Raw genomic sequence first — 17,632 nt, 5'->3', positions numbered from 1 at the left:
AGCCGGGGAATGTTATCCCTTTTCCGCGCGAACGAGGAAGCCCCCGAATGAGCGCCCATGCGGCAAGCCCGGCATCGAACCACCTGACGGACGAGCACGGCCGGGATCATGTCACCCCCGGCGAGATCGCGATCGGCGTCATCATCGGCCGCACCTCCGAATATTTCGACTTCTTCGTCTTCGGCCTGGGCTGCGTGCTGGTCTTCCCGCAGCTCGTCTTTCCCTTCGCCGATCCGCTGACCGGGACGATCTATTCCTTCGGCATCTTCGCCCTCGCCTTCCTGACGCGCCCGATCGGCTCCGTGCTGTTCATGACGATCGACCGGATCTATGGCCGCGCCACCAAGCTCACCGCCGCGCTGTTCCTGCTCGGCGGCTCGACCGCCGCGATCGCCTTCCTCCCCGGCTACGAGACGATCGGCATCTGGTCCGGCATCATCCTGGCGGCCTTCCGCCTGTTGCAGGGCATCGCGCTCGGCGGCGCCTGGGACGGGCTGTCCTCGCTGCTCGCCCTCAACGCGCCTGCGGCGCGGCGCGGCTGGTACGCCATGCTGCCGCAGCTCGGCGCGCCGATCGGCTTCATCCTCGCCGCCGGCCTGTTCGCCTTCTTCGAGGGCGCGCTCTCGACCGAGGATTTCCTCGGCTGGGGCTGGCGCTATCCCTTCTTCGTGGCGCTGACGATCAACGTCGTGGCGCTGTTCGCCCGCCTGCGCATGGTCGCGACGCAGGAATTCGCCCAGCTCATGGAAACCCGCGAGCTGATGCCGATTCCGGTGAACCAGCTCATCCGCAAGCGCGCCAGCACGCTCGTCCTCGGCGCCTTCGTGCCGCTGGCGAGCTTCGCTCTGTTCCACCTCGTCACCATCTTCCCGGTGAGCTGGATCAACCTCTTCACCAACCGCTCGGTGGCGGAGTTCCTGATCGTGCAGGGCGCCGGCGCCGTCGTCTGCGCCGGCGCGATCATGACCTCGGGCCTGATCGCCGACCAGATCGGGCGGCGGCGGACGCTGGTCCTCTCCGGGCTGATGATCGGGCTGTTCAGCCTGAGCAGCATCATCGCGCCGCTGCTCTTCGGCGACAGCCTCGCCGGGCAGACGGTCTACGTCATCATCGGCTTCGGCCTGCTCGGCCTGTCCTACGGCCAGACGGCGGGCGCCGTGGCCTCGAGCTTCGGCCGGGAATACCGCTATACCGGCGCGGCCCTCACCTCCGACCTCGCCTGGCTGATCGGCGCCGGCTTCGCGCCGCTGGTGGCGCTGACGCTCTCCAGCAAGCTCGGCCTCGCCTGGGTCGGGCTCTACCTGCTGTCGGGCGCGGTCTGCACGCTGGTCGCGCTCTGGATGGACCGCCGGCTCGAAGCCCGCTACGGCTGAGCGGGCCTTTCGCCGGCACCGGGCTCAGCGCCCCCGCCAGACCGGGCGGCGCTTGGCCAGGAAGGCCTCCATGCCCTCGCGGAAATCCTCGCTGGTGTTGCAGAGCGTGACGAGGTCGTCGCTGGCGACGTCCTTCGCCGCCGCGGCCGTCAGCCTCCGCATCGCCTCCTTGGTGGCGCGCATCGTCAGCGGCGCGTGGCCGGCGATGGTCCGGGCGAGCTCCGCCGCCCGCCGCATCAGCGCGGCATGGTCTGGCAGCAATTCGCTGTAGAGCCCGACCCGGTGCCCCTCCTGCGCCTCGACGAGCCGGGCGGTGAAGACGATGTCCTTCACCAGCGCCGGACCGAGCAGGGCATAGAGCCGGGCGTAATTCGCCATCGACAGGCAGTTGCCCAGGGTCCGCGCGATCGGGAAGCCGAAGCGCGCCGTCGTCGACGCGATCCGCAGGTCGCAGGCGAGCGCGAGAAAGGCGCCGCCCCCCGTCACCGCGCCCGAGACCGCGGCGATCGTCGGCACCGGGCAGCGCTCGATCGAATCGAGCACGGCCTCGATCCGCTCCTCATAGGCCAGCGCGTCCGCGGCGCCCGAAAAGGCGCGGAACTGCGCGATGTCGGTGCCGGAGGCGAAAGCCTTCTCGCCGGCGCCGGTCACGACGATGACGCGTGGGTCGCCATGGGCGGCCGGGTCGCGGCAGATCGCGGCCAGCCCCTCATACATGGCGTAGGTCAGCGCGTTGCGCGCCTGCGGGCGGTTGAAGGTGACGGTGCCGACCCCGTCCTCGACCGCATACAGAATCTCCGAATCCATCCCCTGCCCCAGCTTCGCGCGACTCGCCTGTGAACGGAGCCGCGCGGACGGCGAATGGCAAGGCGAATTTTTCGCTTGAACCTGAAGTCGCTAGAGCTTGTAGAAGCCGAGTCCCGTAGCCAAGGCAGACGGAGACTCGCCATGTCGACCAGCACCGAATCCGCACCGAAGACCTTGTCCTGGAAGGTCGGCGGCATGGATTGCGCGAGCTGCGCCACCAAGATCCGCGGCGCGGTGGAGCGCCTGCCGGGCGTCGGCGACGTCAGGCTCTCGGTGATGTCGGAGACGCTGACCCTGCTGCTCGACGAGACGCAGACCAGCGCCGCGACGGTCGAGAAGCGCGTCAACGGCCTCGGCTATACCACCGCGGCGCTGGCCCAGGCGCCCGTCGCGAAGCCGGCGGCCGAGGCAGGCCCCTGCTGCGGCGGACATGGTCACGACCATCGCGGCCATGCTCCGGGCCACGCCGCGGAGCCGCAGGGAGGCGCCTGTTGCGCTGGGCACGCCGAGAGCCATGGCCGCGAGCACCACCGGGCCGATCCCGGCCACGATCACGCCGGGCATGACCATGCCGCCCGCAAGAGCGGCAAGGCCGCCGGCGGCGGCGAGGCCGATCGCGGCCACGGCCTGCCGGGTCATGTCCACGAGGCCGCGCCGGAGGGCGCGCGCTGGTACCGGACCGGAAAGGGCCGGCTGGTTCTGGTGACGGGCGCCCTGCTCGCCGCTGCCTGGATCGTCGGCGCGGTCCGGCACGACATCGCCTACTGGGCCTTCCTCGTCGCCTGCCTGATCGGCGTCGCGCCGGTGGCGAAGCGGGCCTTCGCGGCGGCGCGCGCCGGCATCCCCTTCACCATCGAGATGCTGATGACGATCGCCGCCATCGGCGCGCTCTTCATCGGCGCCGCCGAGGAGGCGGCGCTGGTCGTCTTCCTCTTCGCGGTCGGCGAGGTCCTGGAAGGCGTGGCGGCCGACCGCGCCCGCGCCTCGATCCGGGCGCTCGGCGCGCTGGTGCCGAAGACGGCCATCGTCGAGGAGAACGGCATCGGCCGGCAGGTCGATGCCGCCGGCCTGTCGATCGGCCAGATCGTGCTGGTGCGCCCCGGCGACCGCATCCCGGCCGATGGCGAGATCACCGACGGCACCTCCGGCATCGACGAGAGCCCGGTGACCGGCGAATCCGTACCCAAGACCAAGGGCGTCGGCGAGCCGGTCTATGCGGGCTCGGTCAACCGCGAGGCGGCGCTGCGCATCCGCGTCGAGAAGGCGGCGCAGGACAACACCATCGCCCGGATCATCCGCCTGGTCGAGGAGGCGCAGGAGGCCCGCGCCCCGACCGAGCGCTTCATCGACCGCTTCTCGCGCTGGTACATGCCGGCGATCGTCGGGCTCGCCCTGGCGGTCGCGCTGGTGCCGCCGCTGCTCTTCGCCGGCGAATGGTCGGTCTGGATCTACCGGGCGCTGGCGCTGCTGCTGATCGGCTGCCCCTGCGCGCTGGTCATCTCCGTCCCCGCCGCCATCGCCGCCGCGCTCTCGGCCGGCGCGCGCCAGGGCCTGCTGATGAAGGGCGGCGTCGTCATCGAGACCGCCGCCCGCACCGGGCTCGTCGCCTTCGACAAGACCGGCACCCTCACCCGGGGCCGGCCGCGCGTCACCGACATCGTCGCGTTGGGCCGCGACGGGCGCGAGGTCCTGGCGCTCGCCGCCGCGGTCGAGGCCGGCTCGGCCCATCCGCTGGCCGAGGCCGTGCTCGAGCGCGCCCGCGCCGACGCCGTCGCCTTCGTCCCGGCGGCGGAGGCGGCGGCGCTCGCCGGCCAGGGCGTCACCGGCAAGGTCGATGGCCGCACGGTCTTCGTCGGCGCCCCGCGCCACGCCACCTCCCGCGCGCCCTTCGATCGCGGCGCCGATTCGGCCGTCGAATCGCTGGAATTGGCCGGCAAGACCGTCGCCGCCGTGATCGTCGACGGCACGCTGGCCGGGCTGATCGCGCTGCGCGACGAGCCGCGCGAGGATGCCGCCGCCGCCATGGCGGAGCTCAGGGCGATGGGCGTCCGCGCGACCATGCTGACCGGCGACAACGCCCGCACCGCCGCCGCCATCGCCGACGCGCTCGGCATGGAGCACCAGGCCGAATTGATGCCCGACGGCAAGGTCGCGGCCCTGAAGCAGCTCGGCGCCGGCACGACGGTGATGATGGTGGGCGACGGCATCAACGACGCCCCGGCCCTGGCGGCCGCCGGCATCGGCATCGCCATGGGCTCGGGCACCGATGTCGCGCTGGAGACGGCTGACGGCGCCGTGCTGAAGAGCCGGGTGAGCGACGTGCCGGCGCTGATCCGGCTCGCCCGCGCCGCCATGGGCAATATCCGCGCGAACATCGCGATCGCGCTCGGCCTCAAGGCGGTGTTCCTGGTGACCAGCGTGCTCGGCTATACCGGGCTCTGGGTCGCCATCCTCGCCGATACCGGCGCGACGGTGCTGGTCACGGCCAACGCGCTTCGCCTGCTGCGCTTCGACGCGGGCAAGCCTGCCTGAGCCCGGCGCGCCGGGGCGCCGGGCGCGGGAGCTTCCGCAACGCCGTCTCCGGGGCTCCGCCCCCACCCGCACGGCAAGAAACCCCGACAAAGCGCTCCGGCTGAATCGCGCCGGGCGCGCCTGCCGGCTGGGGCTGCGAATACGGCCGGATGATGGCTTGGGGCCGATTTCGCACCGCAAAACCAACCCTGCGGCTGCGGCGCATCAGTGAGCAGTTGCAACATGCCTATTTTAAAGCCACAGCACGAAATGCGCCCGCTAGCGCCCACCAAAATGATGACTAAATAGGCAGGAATCGGTTGCATTTGAAACAAGAACCGCGCTCAGCGCGGGACTCCCCCTCCAAATCAACTGGTGAACGAAAGGTTCATGCCTACAACGCATAACAGAGCTGAACTGGAGCCTCTGTTTGAAGCGGCCTGCCTCGCTTATATGCAGTGCACAACGAGATTGTCGCTGTGGGCACCGTCCCGCTCCGGACCATACGCAAGGAAAACCGCCATGTTCGTCACCATGATCGCCGCCAAAATCCGCGCCTACCTCCGCTATCGCGAGACCGTCCGCGAGCTCTCCCGCCTGACCGACCGCGAGCTCGACGATCTCGGCCTGTCGCGCTCGGAGATCAACTTCATCGCCCGCTCGCACGCCGCGGCCTGAAGTCTCTGAATCAGAACAGCCGCGCATCGGGCGCGGCGCGTTCCGTGTCGTTTCTCCCGAGGCTCGTGTTTCCCCTCCCCTCGAGCTTCGGTCGAAGAGCGAATGCCCGCCTCACGGCGGGCATTTTGCATTCCGGGCTCCGTTCTTCCCGTCGTTGCGAGCCCTCGGGTCTTGCCTGCCTCTAGCCTACTCCCACTCTTGCCTTCCCCAAGCCCAGGGGCAGGCTCCGCGATGCCGCCCGGGGCTGGCGACCTCTCGCCCGATCCGCCTCGATGGCGTCGCCGCTTCGCCCTTCGCGATGACGCCGTGCCGGATGCGATCAGGGCGAACCCGATTCAGCCCTTGACCTGACAGCAGGCTGCGGACACATCCCCAGCCATGGAACCCGTTCATGTCATCGGCGGCGGTCTCGCCGGCTCCGAAGCCGCCTGGCAGGTCGCCGAGGCCGGCGTCCCCGTCGTCATCCATGAGATGCGCCCGGTCCGCGGCACCGACGCCCACCAGACCGAAGGGCTGGCGGAGCTCGTCTGCTCCAACTCCTTCCGCTCGGACGATGCCGAGAGCAACGCCGTCGGCCAGCTCCACTGGGAGATGCGCCGCCTCGGCTCGCTGATCATGGCCAAGGGCGACGCCCATCAGGTTCCGGCCGGCGGCGCCCTCGCCGTCGACCGCGACGGCTTCTCGCAAGGCGTCACGGCCGCGCTCGAGACCCATCCGCTGGTGACGATCGCGCGCGGCGAGATCGCCGGCCTGCCGCCGGCGGAGTGGGACAGCGTCGTCGTCGCGACCGGGCCGCTCACCTCCGCGGCGCTGGCGCAGGGCATCCTGTCGCTGACCGGCGAAAGCTCGCTCGCCTTCTTCGACGCCATCGCCCCGATCGTCCATTTCGATTCGGTCGACATGGAGACCGCCTGGTTCCAGTCGCGCTACGACAAGGCCGGGCCGGGCGGCAGCGGCGCCGACTACATCAACTGCCCGCTCGACCGCGACCAGTACGAGGCCTTCGTCGACGCGCTGCTCGCCGCCGAGAAGACCGAATTCAAGGAGTGGGAAGGCACGCCCTATTTCGACGGCTGCCTGCCGATCGAGGTCATGGCCGAGCGCGGCCGCGAGACCCTGCGCTGGGGGCCGATGAAGCCGGTCGGCCTGACCAACAGGCACAACCCCACCGTGAAGCCCTATGCCGTGGTACAGCTCCGGCAGGACAACGCGCTCGGCACGCTGTTCAACATGACCGGCTTCCAGACCAAGCTGAAATATGGCGAGCAGTCCCGCATCTTCCGGATGATTCCGGGCCTGCAAAACGCCGAATTCGCCCGGCTCGGCGGCATCCACCGCAACACCTATCTCAACTCGCCGAAGCTTCTCGACGAGAGGCTGCGGCTGAAGGCGGCCCCGCGGCTGCGCTTCGCCGGCCAGATCACCGGCTGCGAGGGCTATGTCGAGAGCGCCGCCATCGGCCTGCTCGCCGGCCGGTTGGCCGCGGCCGAGCGGCTCGGCCGGGAGCTGCCGCTGCCGCCCGCCGCCACCGCGCTTGGCGCCCTGGTCAACCACATCACCGGCGGCCACATCGTCACCATCGACGAGGGGCCGCGCTCCTTCCAGCCGATGAACATCAATTTCGGCCTGTTCCCGCCGATCGAGGGCGTCGCCAGCACCGGCCCCGACGGCAAGCGCCTCAAGGGCCCGGCCAGGAGCCTCGCCCGCAAGCAGGCGCTGACCGCCCGCGCCAAGCGCGCGATGGAGGCGTGGATCGGCGCGCCGGCCTGAGCCGGCGCATGGCGCCATGCCGCCACGCCCATAACCTCCGCCGGCGGCCTGCGATAACCTCCCCCGCCTAAATCGTTTGAGAGACCGGAGGCGCTCCGCGCATGACCGCAGCCACTGCCACCCCGCCCGCCCAGGCCAGCCAGGCGAATATCCGAAAGGCCGTCACCGCCGCCACGGTCGGGACCGTGATCGAATGGTATGACTACGCGCTCTACGGCGCGGCTTCCGGCGTCATCATCAACAAGCTGTTCTTCCCCAACCTGGCGCCGAATGCCGGCGTCCTCGCCGCCTTCGCCACCTTCGCGGTCGGCTATTTCGCCCGTCCCGTCGGCGGCATCGTGATCTCGCATATCGGCGACAGGTTCGGCCGCAAGCCGGCGCTGATCCTCACCATCGCACTGATGGGCCTCGCCACCGTGCTGATGGGCCTGCTGCCGACCTACGAGACCATCGGCATCATGGCGCCGATTCTGCTGGTGCTGATGCGACTGATCCAGGGCTTCGGCGCCGGCGCGGAGCTCGCCGGCGCGATCGTGCTGGTGGCCGAATACGCCCCGCCCGAGAAGCGCGCCTTCTATACCGGCCTGCCCAACGCCGCGACGCTGGTCGGCATCATGCTGGCGACGCTCTCCTTCCTGACCATCTCCTACCTGCCCGAGCAGGTGCTGCTCGGCTGGGCCTGGCGCGTCCCGTTCCTGATCTCGGGCGTGCTGTTCTTCGTCGCGCTCTACATCCGCCGGCATCTCGACGAGACGCCCGAATATGTCGAGGCGATGGCCCGCGCCGAGGAACGCCGCCACGAGCAGTCGGTCCCGCTCGGCCAGCTCTTCCGCGAAAGCCCGAAGGAGGTTCTCTTCGGCTTCCTGTCGGTGACGGCCCACAACGCCAACGCCTATATCCTCAGCGCCTTCTCGCTCAGCTACATGATCAACACGGTCGGCATGAGCCGGACCGACGGGCTGGTCGCGGTCACGATCGGCTCGCTGTTCGGCATCGTCGGCGTCGGCTTCATGGGCGTGCTCGCGGACAGGATCGGCGCCGCCGCCGTCTACATCCTCGGCGCGGTCGTGATCGGCGTCATGGCCTTCCCGCTGTTCTGGCTGTTCGACACCGGCAGCCTGCTGTGGTCGACGGTCGGCATCGCGCTCGGCTACGGGCTCGGCTTCGGCGCCACCTCGGGCGCGCAGGGCGCCTTCCTCGCCAACCTCTTCCCGACGCGCTACCGCTTCTCGGGGCTGGCGATGTCGCGCGAGCTCAACGGCGTGCTGGTGGCGGGGCCGACGCCCTTCATCGCGCAGGCGCTGGTCGGCGCGGCCGGCGGCAGGCCGGGCTATGTCTCGCTCTACATCCTGGGCTGCTGCGTGCTCTCGATCGCGGCGATCCTCATCGTCAGGCACCGTTCCGTCCATATCTGACGGAGAGGGCCGCGCCGGCGTTCAGCGCGTCCGCGCGGCCCGCCACAGGATCCACTGCCGGCGCCAGCCCGGCAGGGTGACGATCGTCCGGTAGGGATCGTAGCCCGTGCCCTCCATCTGGCGCAGATAGGGCTCGACCAGCGCGACCGGCAGGAAGGCGGGCTTCAGGGCCGGCGGGATCGTCTCGCTCAGGCTCAGGAGCTTGCGGAGATGGTTGCGCGCGATCTCGCGCAGCTCCTTCAGGCTGTAGAGCACGCCCGGCCCGCCGCGCCCGCTGACGATGTCGTCGCGGGTGACGCCGTTGCGGGCGAGGATGTCGGCGGGCAGATAGACTTGCCCCTCCGCCGCATGCCAGGGGAAGGCGCGCATCAGCCCGGCCAGGGCATAGGCGACGCCGGCATGGCCGCAGGCCGTCGCCCCGCCCGGATCGCGCCCGCCCGCCAGCACGATGCAGGCGAGCCGGATCAGCGCGCTCGACGTCTCCCCCGCATAGCCTTCCAGATCCCGCAGCGACGGCATCGGGTCGTCGTAGAGATCGAAGGTGCGGGCGTCGATCAGCCCGGTCAGCGGCGCGATCGGCAGGCGGTAGCGCTTCACCGTGTCGAGCAGCGCGGCGGCGACGGGGTGCCCCTGGGCCTCGCCGTTCGGCTGGCCCTCGAGCAGGTCGCGCCACCATTGCAGCCGGACCTCGCCCGGCAGCGGCTCGCTGACCAGCGCCCTCACCCGCGCGATCTCCTGGCTGAAGGCATAGAGCGCGAAGAGCCCGTGGCGGCGCGCCTCCGGCGCATAGAGCGTCGCGATGTAGCGGTCCTGATCCTGCTCGCGGACCAGCGCGGCGCAATGCGCATAGGCTTCCGGCAGGCGCGTGGGCACCGTCTCGCCGCGCCGATCCGTCTCTACCCGCGGTGTGGTTCCGCTCCGGCCCGTCATCTCCGGCCTCGCTTTCGCGCCTCAGTCTAGGCCAATGCCCGCGCCGCTGCCATGCCCGCGATACAGGGCGGCCAAAACGTCGCAGCCGGGCGGCTCAGGGAATCGCGATCAGGGCCGCCGCCACCCGCCGGTCCTCGCCGACGAGGACGTTGTAGGTTCGCGCCGCGGCGCCCGTCGCCATGCCTTCCACGGTGATCCCGGCCCGTTTCAGCGGTTCGCGCAGGGCCGGCGGGACGAAGGCGATGTCCGCCCCGGTGCCGATGATCAGGAAATCGATCGCCTCGGCCTCGTCGAGCACCGGCTGGAGGCTCGCGAGCGTCACCTCGGAGAATTGCGCGACCGGCCAGATGCGGATCCCGGACGGCGTCACGAGGATCGAGCCCTTGTGGCTCATCTCGGCGAAGCGGAAGCCGCCCGCCCCGATCGCGTCGAGCGGCCAGCGCCCGGGGACGAAGCCGTCGAAACGGGCCACCGGCGCCTCGCCTCAACCGGCCTTCGCCTTGGCGCCGGCGAGCGCCTTCTCGCGGGCCTCCTCGCGCTGGCCCTGGCCGCGGACGTCCATGTAGAGCAGCACCGGCGTCGAGATGAACATCGCCGAATAGGTGCAGACCACGACGCCGAACAGCATGACCAGCGCGAAGCCCTCGATCGCCGAACCGCCGAAGATGACCAGCGCCAGCAGCGACAGGAAGGTCGTCGTCGCCGTCATCGCCGTGCGCGACAGGGTCGAGTTGACCGAGAGGTCGAGCAGTTCCGGGATCGGCATGGTCTTGTAGCGGCGCAGCAATTCGCGCGTGCGGTCGAACACCACCACCGTCTCGTTCAGCGAATAGCCGACGATGGTCAGGATCGCCGCGATCGAGGTCAGGTTGAATTCGAGCCGCGAGATCAGGAAGAAGCCCATGGTCAGCACGATGTCGTGCAGCGTGCCGAGGATCGCGCCGATGGCGAGCGGCATCTCGAAGCGGAACCAGAGATAGATCAGCACGCCGGTGATCGCGAGCACGACGCCGAGCGCGCCGGCCTGCACCAACTCGCCCGAGACGCGCGGGCCGACCGTCTCGATGCGGCGGAACTCGTAGGTCGAGGCGAAGGCCTCGCGCGCCTTGCTGACCACGCTCTGCTGCGCCGCCTCACCGCCCGCCTGGAGCGGGAAGCGCATCGACAGTTCGGTGCCGTCGCCGAATTCCTGCACCTCCGCCTCGCCGAAGCCGAGCGCGTTGGCGGTCTGGCGCACCTGCGCGATCTCGATCCGGCCGGCCTTGGCCTGCATCTCGATCAGCGTGCCGCCCTTGAAGTCGATGCCGAAATTCAGGCCGACCGTCAGGAAGAGCGCGAGCACCAGGATCGAATAGGCGGCCGAGAGCGGATAGCTGAACCGGCGGAACCAGACGAATTTGAAGCGGGTATTGTCGGGAACGATGCGAAGCAGGCGCAGGCGCATGGCCAATTTCCTCTCGAGCATTTTCAAGCGAAGTGGATGCCGGTTCGCGTGAAGAAAATGCGATCAAACAATGGTTGGCAGCGTCAGAACGGAAGATGCTTGGGCTTGGCCCAGCGATACCAGACGGCGATCAGCATCCGCGTCAGCGTCACCGCGGTGATGACCGTGGTCAGGATGCCGAGGATGAACACCACCGCGAAGCCGCGCACCGGGCCCGAGCCCAGCGCGAACAGCGCCACCGCCGCGATCAGCATGGTGACGTTGGAGTCGATGATGGTGGCGAAGGCGCGCTGGAAGCCGGCCTCGATCGCGGAGATCAGCGAGCGGCCCTGATGCTCCTCCTCGCGCATGCGCTCGTAGATCAGCACGTTGGAGTCGACCGCCGTGCCGATGGTGAGCACGATGCCGGCGATGCCGGGCAGCGTCATCGTCGCCCCGATCAGCGACATCAGGCCGAAGATCAGGCAGACATGGACGAAGAGCGCGACGCTGGCGATCAGCCCGAAGACGCCGTAGCTCGCGAGCATGTAGAGCACCACGAACACGCCGGCGATCAGGGTTGCGAGCTTGCCGGCATGGATCGAGTCGGCGCCGAGGCCGGGGCCGACGGTGCGCTCCTCGACGATGGTCATCTTGGCCGGCAGCGCGCCGGCGCGCAGCAGGATCGCCAGGTTGTTGACCTGCTGCACGGTGAAATTGCCGGAGATCTGGCCCGAGCCGCCGGTGATCGGCGACTGGATGACCGGCGAGGAGATCACCTTGTTGTCGAGCACGATGGCGAGCGGCCGGCCCAGATTCTCGGTGGTGATCTGGCCGAAGCGCTGCGCGCCGCGGATGTTGAAACGGAAATTCACGATCGGCTGGCCGGTGCGCGAATCGAAGGAGGGCTGCGCGTCGACGAGATCGGCGCCGTCGACGACCGGCTGGCGCAGCACCGGAACCGGCTGGCCGCCGGAATCCTGCGAGGGCAGCATGTCGACATCGGTGCTGTTGGCGTCGCCGAGCAGGCGGAACTCCAGCTTGGCGGTGTCGCCGAGGATCTCCTTCAGGCGCTGCGAATCCTGCAGGCCCGGCACCTGGACCAGGATGCGGTCGAGGCCCTGGCGCTGGATGTTCGGCTCGGTGGTGCCGAGCGCGTCGACGCGCCGGCGCAGCACCTCCATCGCCTGCTCGACGGCGCGGCGGATGCGCTCGTTCGAGCCGGCCTCGGTCACGGCGAGCTGGACGAGGCCGTCCGGCTGCTCGGTGATGGCGATCGACTGGTTGCCCGAGGGGCCGAAGGCGCCGAGCGTGCCGACCGGCTGGGCGAGCTCGCGCAGCTTCGGCAGCACGCGCTCGCGCTCGGCCGCATCGGCGATGCGCATCTGCACGCCGCGCTGGGTGGTCTGGATGCCGCCCTGGAGGCTGACGCGCTCCTCGCGCAGGATGCGGCGGACATCATCGCGCAATTGCGTCACCTGGCTGCGGACGAGGTCGGCCCGGTCGATCTCGAGCAGGACGTGCGAGCCGCCCTGCAGGTCGAGGCCGAGCACCACCGCATGGATCGGCAGCAGCAGGCGCGGAATCCAGGACGGGGCGTTGTCCTCGATCGCCTTGCGCGTTTCGGGCGAGAACAGGTTCGGCACGGCGAGCCCGCAACCGAAGATCAGCACGAGCAGGACGAGGATGACCTTGCGGGCCTGGAGGCGAAGCATCTGCGTGAACAGCCTTTTTGTGGCGCCGGCTCCGCGCGGAAGCCGGCCGTCGTCGCGGTCGACGTCGTCTTAGTTCTTGACCGGCTCGGTCTTGGAGCGGACGTCCTGGATCATGCCGCGCACGATGCGCACGCGCACGCCCTCGGCGATCTCGGCCTCGACCTCGCCGTCGTCGACCACCTTCGACACCTTCGCGACCAGGCCGCCCGAGGTGACGATGGTGTCGCCGCGGCGCACGTTCTTGATCATCTCCTGATGCGACTTGGCCCGGCGCTGCTGCGGCCGGATGATCAGGAACCACATGATGACGAAGATCAGGAGGAAGGGCACCAACTGGATCAGCATGTCGGCGCCGCCGCCGGCTCCTGTCGCCTGGGCGAAAGCGGGGGTGATCACGAAAACACTCCTCTGGTACGGCGGCAGGATGCCGCCGGGCCGCAAGACACGCCGTCCAAAGACACGGCAAGACCATCGACGGAGCCGAGCCCGGCCAGGTCGTTTCGACCCGGCCGGAGACTCCGCCTCTCAATTCAAGGCCGGAGAACGCGAGGCCCGACCGGATTGCGCTGCAACCTGATCGGCGCGTGCTCCGCCGGGAAAATCGCGCGGACTATAGTCGGCAACGCCATGAAATCAATCGGACACGCCCGCTCGCGCCGACGCGTTCCTCACCTATGAGCTTGCCGCCATTCGCGCAATGCCCTTGCGCAAGATCGCGCGAAGCGGTTTAGCTAGGCACACAACCGTACCGGACGGTACGGTACGGTTGCCAGCCGAACCATGAAGGCGCATGCCAGATGACCGACACGACTCCTGATCAAACCGCCGCCGAGACGCTCGCCACCCTGCTGCGGATCGCCTCCGCGCTCGAGCGCATCGCCCCCTCCCCGCGCAAGCCGATCGACCTCGCGGCCGCGGACGCCTTCGTCTGGCAGGCCGCCGGCTCCGAGCTCGTGCCGGTGCCGAAGGTGAACCGCGTCGCGATCTCGCTGCTGCGCGGTGTCGACCGGGTTCGCGACACGCTCTCGGAGAACACCGAGCGCTTCGCCAAAGGGCTTCCCGCCAACAACGTCCTGCTCTGGGGGGCGCGCGGCATGGGCAAGTCCTCGCTGGTCAAGGCCGTCCATGCCGACACCAACCAGCGCCTGGCGAAAGGCGAGCTGCCGCTGAAGCTGATCGAGATCCACCGCGAGGACATCGAGAGCCTGCCCGCGCTGATGGGCCAGCTCCGCAGCGACCCGCACCGCGCCATCGTCTTCTGCGACGACCTCTCCTTCGACAGCGACGACACCTCCTACAAGTCGCTCAAGGCGGTGCTCGACGGCGGCGTCGAGGGGCGGCCCGAGAACGTGGTGTTCTATGCCACCTCGAATCGCCGCCACCTGCTGCCGCGCGACATGATGGACAATGAGCGCGCCACCTCGATCAATCCGGGCGAGGCGATCGAGGAGAAGGTCTCGCTCTCCGACCGCTTCGGCCTCTGGCTCGGCTTCCACAAATGCAGCCAGGACGAATATCTGGAGATGATCAACGGCTATGTCGGCCATTTCGGGCTAGCGATCGCGCCGGACGAATTGCGCCGCGACGCGCTCGAATGGTCGACCACCCGCGGCTCGCGCTCCGGCCGCACCGCCTGGCAGTACATCCAGGATCTCGCCGGGCGCCTCGGCAAGAAGCTCGAAGGCTGAGGCTCGAAGGCTGAGGCTGGAGGACTGACCCGGAGCGCTCCGCCGGCCTATCCCCAACGCCAAAAAACGGGACGGACCAGGGTCCGTCCCGTTTCTGTTCCGATCGGCGGGGTCTCGCGGGTACCGATCGAAGGGTGAAACCGGATTGGGCGGCTTCGATCGGGGATCAGTTGTTCAGATAGGGCGTCGGGTCGACAGGCGTCGAGCCCTTGCGCAGCTCGAAGTGAAGCTGCGGCGAGGAGACGTTGCCGCTCTGGCCGGAGCTGGCCACGACCTGGCCGCGCTTGACCACGTCGCCGCGCTTCACCTTGAGCTCGCCATTATGGGCGTACGCCGAGACATAGCCGTTCGGATGGCGGATCAGGACGAGGTTGCCGTAGCCCTTCAATTCGCTGCCGGCATAGGCGACGGTGCCCTCCTCGGCGGCCTTGACCGGCGTCCCGTCCGGAACCGCGATGTTGATGCCCTCGTTGCCGCCCTTGCCGCTGAAGCCCGAGATCACCCGGCCGCGCGCCGGCCAGCGGAAATCCGCCTTGTCGGCGCTCGACGACGCGACGCTCTCCTGCTTCGGCAGGCTGGCCGTGGTCTTGGGATCGGGCAGGGAGGCGGGCTCGACCTTCGCGGCCGGAGCGCTGGCGACGGCTGCAGGCCGCGCCGGCTCGACCGGGGCCACGGTCCTGGCGGGGCGCACGGGCGCGGCCGTGGCCGACTTGGCGTCCGCGAGCGGCCGGGCCGCAGGAGCGGCGGAAAGCTTGCGCGCCTCGGCCTTGGCCTTAGCCTCGGCCGCGAAGCGGGCGCGCGATTCCCGCATCGCCTGCGCGTCGGCTTCCGCCTTGGCCTTCGCCGCGGCAGCCGCAGCGGCCCTGGCTTCGGCGGCGCCGCGGGCCTGGGAACGGGTATCGGCCGCGGCCTGGCGCAGGGGCGGAGAGAAGCCGCGCGGCTCGGACGCGGCCGGCGCGGCGTGCCGGATCGGCTCCGCGGCGGCGGCCGCGGTCCCGCTCGCATTATAGACCGGGATGGTCAGGCGCGTTCCCGGCGCCACATTGGCGCTGCTCAGCCCGTTGGCCGACATCAGCGCCGCGCGCGGCACACCGTAACGCGAGGAGATCATGTCCAGCGTCTCGCCCTGCGCCAGCACGATCGGCGTGCCGCCGACCGCGCTCCAGCCGGCGGCGCTGCCGCCAACGGGCTGCACGGGAGCCGGCGTCGGCGCCGAGCGCATCGCGACGGCCGACTGCGGCGGCGGCAGGGCCTGCGAGCGCACGACCGGCGCGGAGGGAACCGGCTGCAGCGGCGCCCGCGCGCCGGAACCGATCGAGCCGGTGGTCACCGGATCGCGCATCGGCGAGGCCTGGGCCGTCCTGAAGGGATTGTCGAAGGGCGTCTCCGTGAAGCGCACCGCCTCGGACGAGCAGGCGCTGGCACCCAGGGCAAGCAGGCAAACCGTCGAGAGACGGAAAAGGAGACGGGATTTGACCGTTCCGGCTTGGCTAAACATGGACAGAGTACTCGCGAACGACGCAACTCGATGACGGGCATTAAAGTCCCGTTCAGCCTAATTTAGAGTTAATGATCTCAACTTCTTGAGCGGCATCACTGGCGGCACGCGGCAATTATTCCGGCGCTTTTGCGGCGCCCTCACCGGCCGCCGGTCATCACGGCAGAGAACCGGGTCCGCGCAGGCGCTCCACCTTATCGTCCCACTTGTTCACCGCCGTCGTCAGACCGCTCAGCGTAACGTTCTGCACGTCGATCTTGCCGGCGAGGGTGGCCAGCGCGGCGGCGTCCACGCCGCGCTGGGCCGTCAACTGGCTCAACTGGTTTTCCTGCCGCTCGATCTTGCCCTCGGCCACCGTCATGCGCGTGTCCATCTTGCCCCAGGCCAGGATGATAGCGGTCAGCAGCGCGAGCAGGCTGAAGCCCTGCGTCGCCATCGAGAGTTTATTGCCGAGGGTAATCTGGGGTTGTGGCATCTCATCGTCCCTTCGGTCGGGTCCAGCATCCTGCGGCAACGCCGGCCTCGAAGATCTCGTCGATTTGGGCCGGGGCGGTCGCGAGCGCCAGTTCATTGCCGAGCCCCCGGCACAGACCGCTGACATTGGCCTTTGGCACGGTCCCACACGCCGCCACCATCATAGCAAGCGCGCACGCGCGCGCGAGCTTCAGACATCGCATCCGCCGCATCGCGGTTCTCCTGGTTGAAGATTTCGGTCGCCTTGCTGACGCGGCCCACCGCGACCAGGTCGACGAACTTCCAGCCGGCGAAGAACACGCCGGCCGCGATGATCCCGATCAGGGCGAGACGCAGGTTGAGGCTCATGCCGCACCATTCGGCGCGGCGATCGCCGCCTTGATGTCCCGCACCGCCGCGATGATCCGTGCATGGAAGACGAGGCCGAGTGCAGCGATGACGACGACGCCGCCCAGTGAAATCGCCGTGACCTTCCAGTCGCCGAAGACGAGGGTTCCCAGGCCGGTGGCGGCCGAGCCCATGGTGAAGATGCGTTCCCAGAAACCGCCCGTCTTCTCGATCGGCTTGTCGAGCGCCGCCGGCGTCACCGCCACCGGCTTCTCCTCGACGACAGGCGCAGCCGCCGCGTCCGCCGGCTGGGACGCCGGGACCGTCAGAGCGAGCAGCCGGGCATGGATCGCCGCCCTTGTCTTCGGCCCGAAGATACCGTCGACCTTCAGCCTGGCGTCGCGCTGGAAGACAGCGAGCTCGGCCGGGCCGTAGCCGAGACGCACGAGCGAGCAGCGACCCAGCCATTTCAGGCGATCGTCGAAGCCATTGCGGCCGCCGTTGATCTTCAAGGTGATGTTCTCGACATCGCCCTGATCTGCATACTTGTTGAGGTTCCGGCTGTCCCAGTACCAGAGGGGCACGAGCCCTTCCCAGGGATCGGTCAGCACCTTGTCCGGCTCCGCCTCGAAATCCGGCGCGGCCGGGTCGATGTGCTTGCGCGCCCAGGCCGTGAAAGCGCGATAATTCGCCCGGCCGGTGAGCATGCCTCCGGTGCGGCCGTAGTAGCGCCGCCCGTCGCCCGGCTGGGTATTGCCGAGATCTATGGCCAGTTGCGACCCGGAAGCCGGATCGTATCTCAACTGCTGCTGCGTCGGGCCCCAGATCTCGCGATCCCATTGGAAGACGCCACTCTCATGCAGAGCCTGGGCGAGATACTGTTGCTCCCGGTGCGGCTGGTCGAGGCCGAGGACCGGCCCGAACCTTTGCAGCGACATCAGGAAGGAGAGCGCATTGGCCCGCTGCTTCTGCGAGAGCGGCTTGCCTGCGATGCGGGAAAGCTGGTCGAGATCCATGGGGCAG

Annotated in this window: 16 protein-coding genes; 6 read left to right on the top strand and 10 right to left on the bottom strand. The window is 69.3% G+C overall.

The window, feature by feature from the left end; translation table 11 throughout:
* Positions 1–47 precede the first annotated feature (47 nt).
* The gene (locus ACWH43_RS10940; protein ID WP_158445659.1) at positions 48–1,373 is read left to right on the top strand and encodes an MFS transporter; all 1,326 of its coding nucleotides are present in this window, start codon (positions 48–50) and stop codon (positions 1,371–1,373) included.
* A gap of 24 nt (positions 1,374–1,397) precedes the next feature.
* Here the strand turns inward: ACWH43_RS10940 and ACWH43_RS10935 are convergent, their stop codons facing one another.
* Positions 1,398–2,180 (bottom strand): enoyl-CoA hydratase/isomerase family protein, encoded by a 783-nt coding sequence (locus tag ACWH43_RS10935; RefSeq protein WP_158445658.1) that lies wholly within the window; start codon positions 2,178–2,180, stop codon positions 1,398–1,400.
* A gap of 141 nt (positions 2,181–2,321) precedes the next feature.
* On the opposite strand from ACWH43_RS10935, the gene ACWH43_RS10930 reads away from it, so the two are divergent.
* From ACWH43_RS10930 to ACWH43_RS10915, 4 genes are all read left to right on the top strand, one after another.
* A complete protein-coding gene (locus ACWH43_RS10930) occupies positions 2,322–4,712 on the top strand; it encodes a heavy metal translocating P-type ATPase (protein WP_448153462.1) in 2,391 nt (796 codons plus the stop codon).
* A 501-nt stretch (positions 4,713–5,213) separates the two neighbouring features.
* Positions 5,214–5,369: a DUF1127 domain-containing protein gene (locus tag ACWH43_RS10925; RefSeq protein WP_081925531.1), complete on the top strand. Its 156-nt coding sequence runs from the start codon at positions 5,214–5,216 to the stop codon at positions 5,367–5,369.
* Positions 5,370–5,747: 378 nt separating this feature from the next.
* Positions 5,748–7,139: a methylenetetrahydrofolate--tRNA-(uracil(54)-C(5))-methyltransferase (FADH(2)-oxidizing) TrmFO gene (gene trmFO / locus ACWH43_RS10920; RefSeq protein ID WP_158446567.1), complete on the top strand. Its 1,392-nt coding sequence runs from the start codon at positions 5,748–5,750 to the stop codon at positions 7,137–7,139.
* 101 nt (positions 7,140–7,240) lie between these two features.
* Positions 7,241–8,554: an MFS transporter gene (locus ACWH43_RS10915; protein ID WP_158446566.1), complete on the top strand. Its 1,314-nt coding sequence runs from the start codon at positions 7,241–7,243 to the stop codon at positions 8,552–8,554.
* Between the two features lie 21 nt (positions 8,555–8,575).
* On the opposite strand, the gene ACWH43_RS10910 is transcribed toward ACWH43_RS10915, so the two are convergent.
* The 5 genes from ACWH43_RS10910 to yajC all read right to left on the bottom strand — a co-directional run bounded on the left by ACWH43_RS10910 (position 8,576) and on the right by yajC (position 13,018).
* Entirely contained in the window at positions 8,576–9,484 is a 909-nt protein-coding gene (locus ACWH43_RS10910) for a phytoene/squalene synthase family protein (protein ID WP_158446565.1), read from the bottom strand.
* Positions 9,485–9,578: 94 nt separating this feature from the next.
* Positions 9,579–9,956, bottom strand: a complete 378-nt coding sequence (locus ACWH43_RS10905) for an Mth938-like domain-containing protein (RefSeq protein ID WP_260349410.1) — start codon at positions 9,954–9,956, stop codon at positions 9,579–9,581.
* Positions 9,957–9,968: 12 nt separating this feature from the next.
* A complete protein-coding gene (secF, locus tag ACWH43_RS10900) occupies positions 9,969–10,922 on the bottom strand; it encodes a protein translocase subunit SecF (RefSeq protein WP_158446569.1) in 954 nt (317 codons plus the stop codon).
* An 89-nt stretch (positions 10,923–11,011) separates the two neighbouring features.
* Positions 11,012–12,622: a protein translocase subunit SecD gene (gene secD, locus ACWH43_RS10895; protein ID WP_158446564.1), complete on the bottom strand. Its 1,611-nt coding sequence runs from the start codon at positions 12,620–12,622 to the stop codon at positions 11,012–11,014.
* A gap of 69 nt (positions 12,623–12,691) precedes the next feature.
* Positions 12,692–13,018, bottom strand: coding sequence for a preprotein translocase subunit YajC (gene yajC / locus ACWH43_RS10890; protein ID WP_158446563.1), 327 nt, complete (start codon positions 13,016–13,018; stop codon positions 12,692–12,694).
* A gap of 401 nt (positions 13,019–13,419) precedes the next feature.
* Here yajC and ACWH43_RS10885 point away from each other — a divergent pair, with 401 nt between their 5' ends.
* The gene (locus tag ACWH43_RS10885) at positions 13,420–14,310 is read left to right on the top strand and encodes an ATP-binding protein (protein WP_158446562.1); all 891 of its coding nucleotides are present in this window, start codon (positions 13,420–13,422) and stop codon (positions 14,308–14,310) included.
* A 166-nt stretch (positions 14,311–14,476) separates the two neighbouring features.
* Here the strand turns inward: ACWH43_RS10885 and ACWH43_RS10880 are convergent, their stop codons facing one another.
* From ACWH43_RS10880 to ACWH43_RS10865, 4 genes are all read right to left on the bottom strand, one after another.
* Positions 14,477–15,808, bottom strand: a complete 1,332-nt coding sequence (locus ACWH43_RS10880) for a peptidoglycan DD-metalloendopeptidase family protein (RefSeq protein WP_158446561.1) — start codon at positions 15,806–15,808, stop codon at positions 14,477–14,479.
* Positions 15,809–15,965: 157 nt separating this feature from the next.
* Positions 15,966–16,283 (bottom strand): hypothetical protein, encoded by a 318-nt coding sequence (locus tag ACWH43_RS10875; RefSeq protein ID WP_260349409.1) that lies wholly within the window; start codon positions 16,281–16,283, stop codon positions 15,966–15,968.
* Between the two features lie 92 nt (positions 16,284–16,375).
* Positions 16,376–16,630 (bottom strand): hypothetical protein, encoded by a 255-nt coding sequence (locus ACWH43_RS10870; RefSeq protein ID WP_260349408.1) that lies wholly within the window; start codon positions 16,628–16,630, stop codon positions 16,376–16,378.
* Positions 16,627–17,625 (bottom strand): peptidoglycan-binding protein, encoded by a 999-nt coding sequence (locus ACWH43_RS10865; RefSeq protein WP_260349407.1) that lies wholly within the window; start codon positions 17,623–17,625, stop codon positions 16,627–16,629. Before ACWH43_RS10865 ends, ACWH43_RS10870 begins: the two co-directional genes overlap by 4 nt.
* Positions 17,626–17,632: the final 7 nt, after the last annotated feature.

Source organism: Allobosea minatitlanensis (genome assembly GCF_964020775.1).
This window is presented reverse-complemented; position numbering and strand designations above follow the sequence as displayed.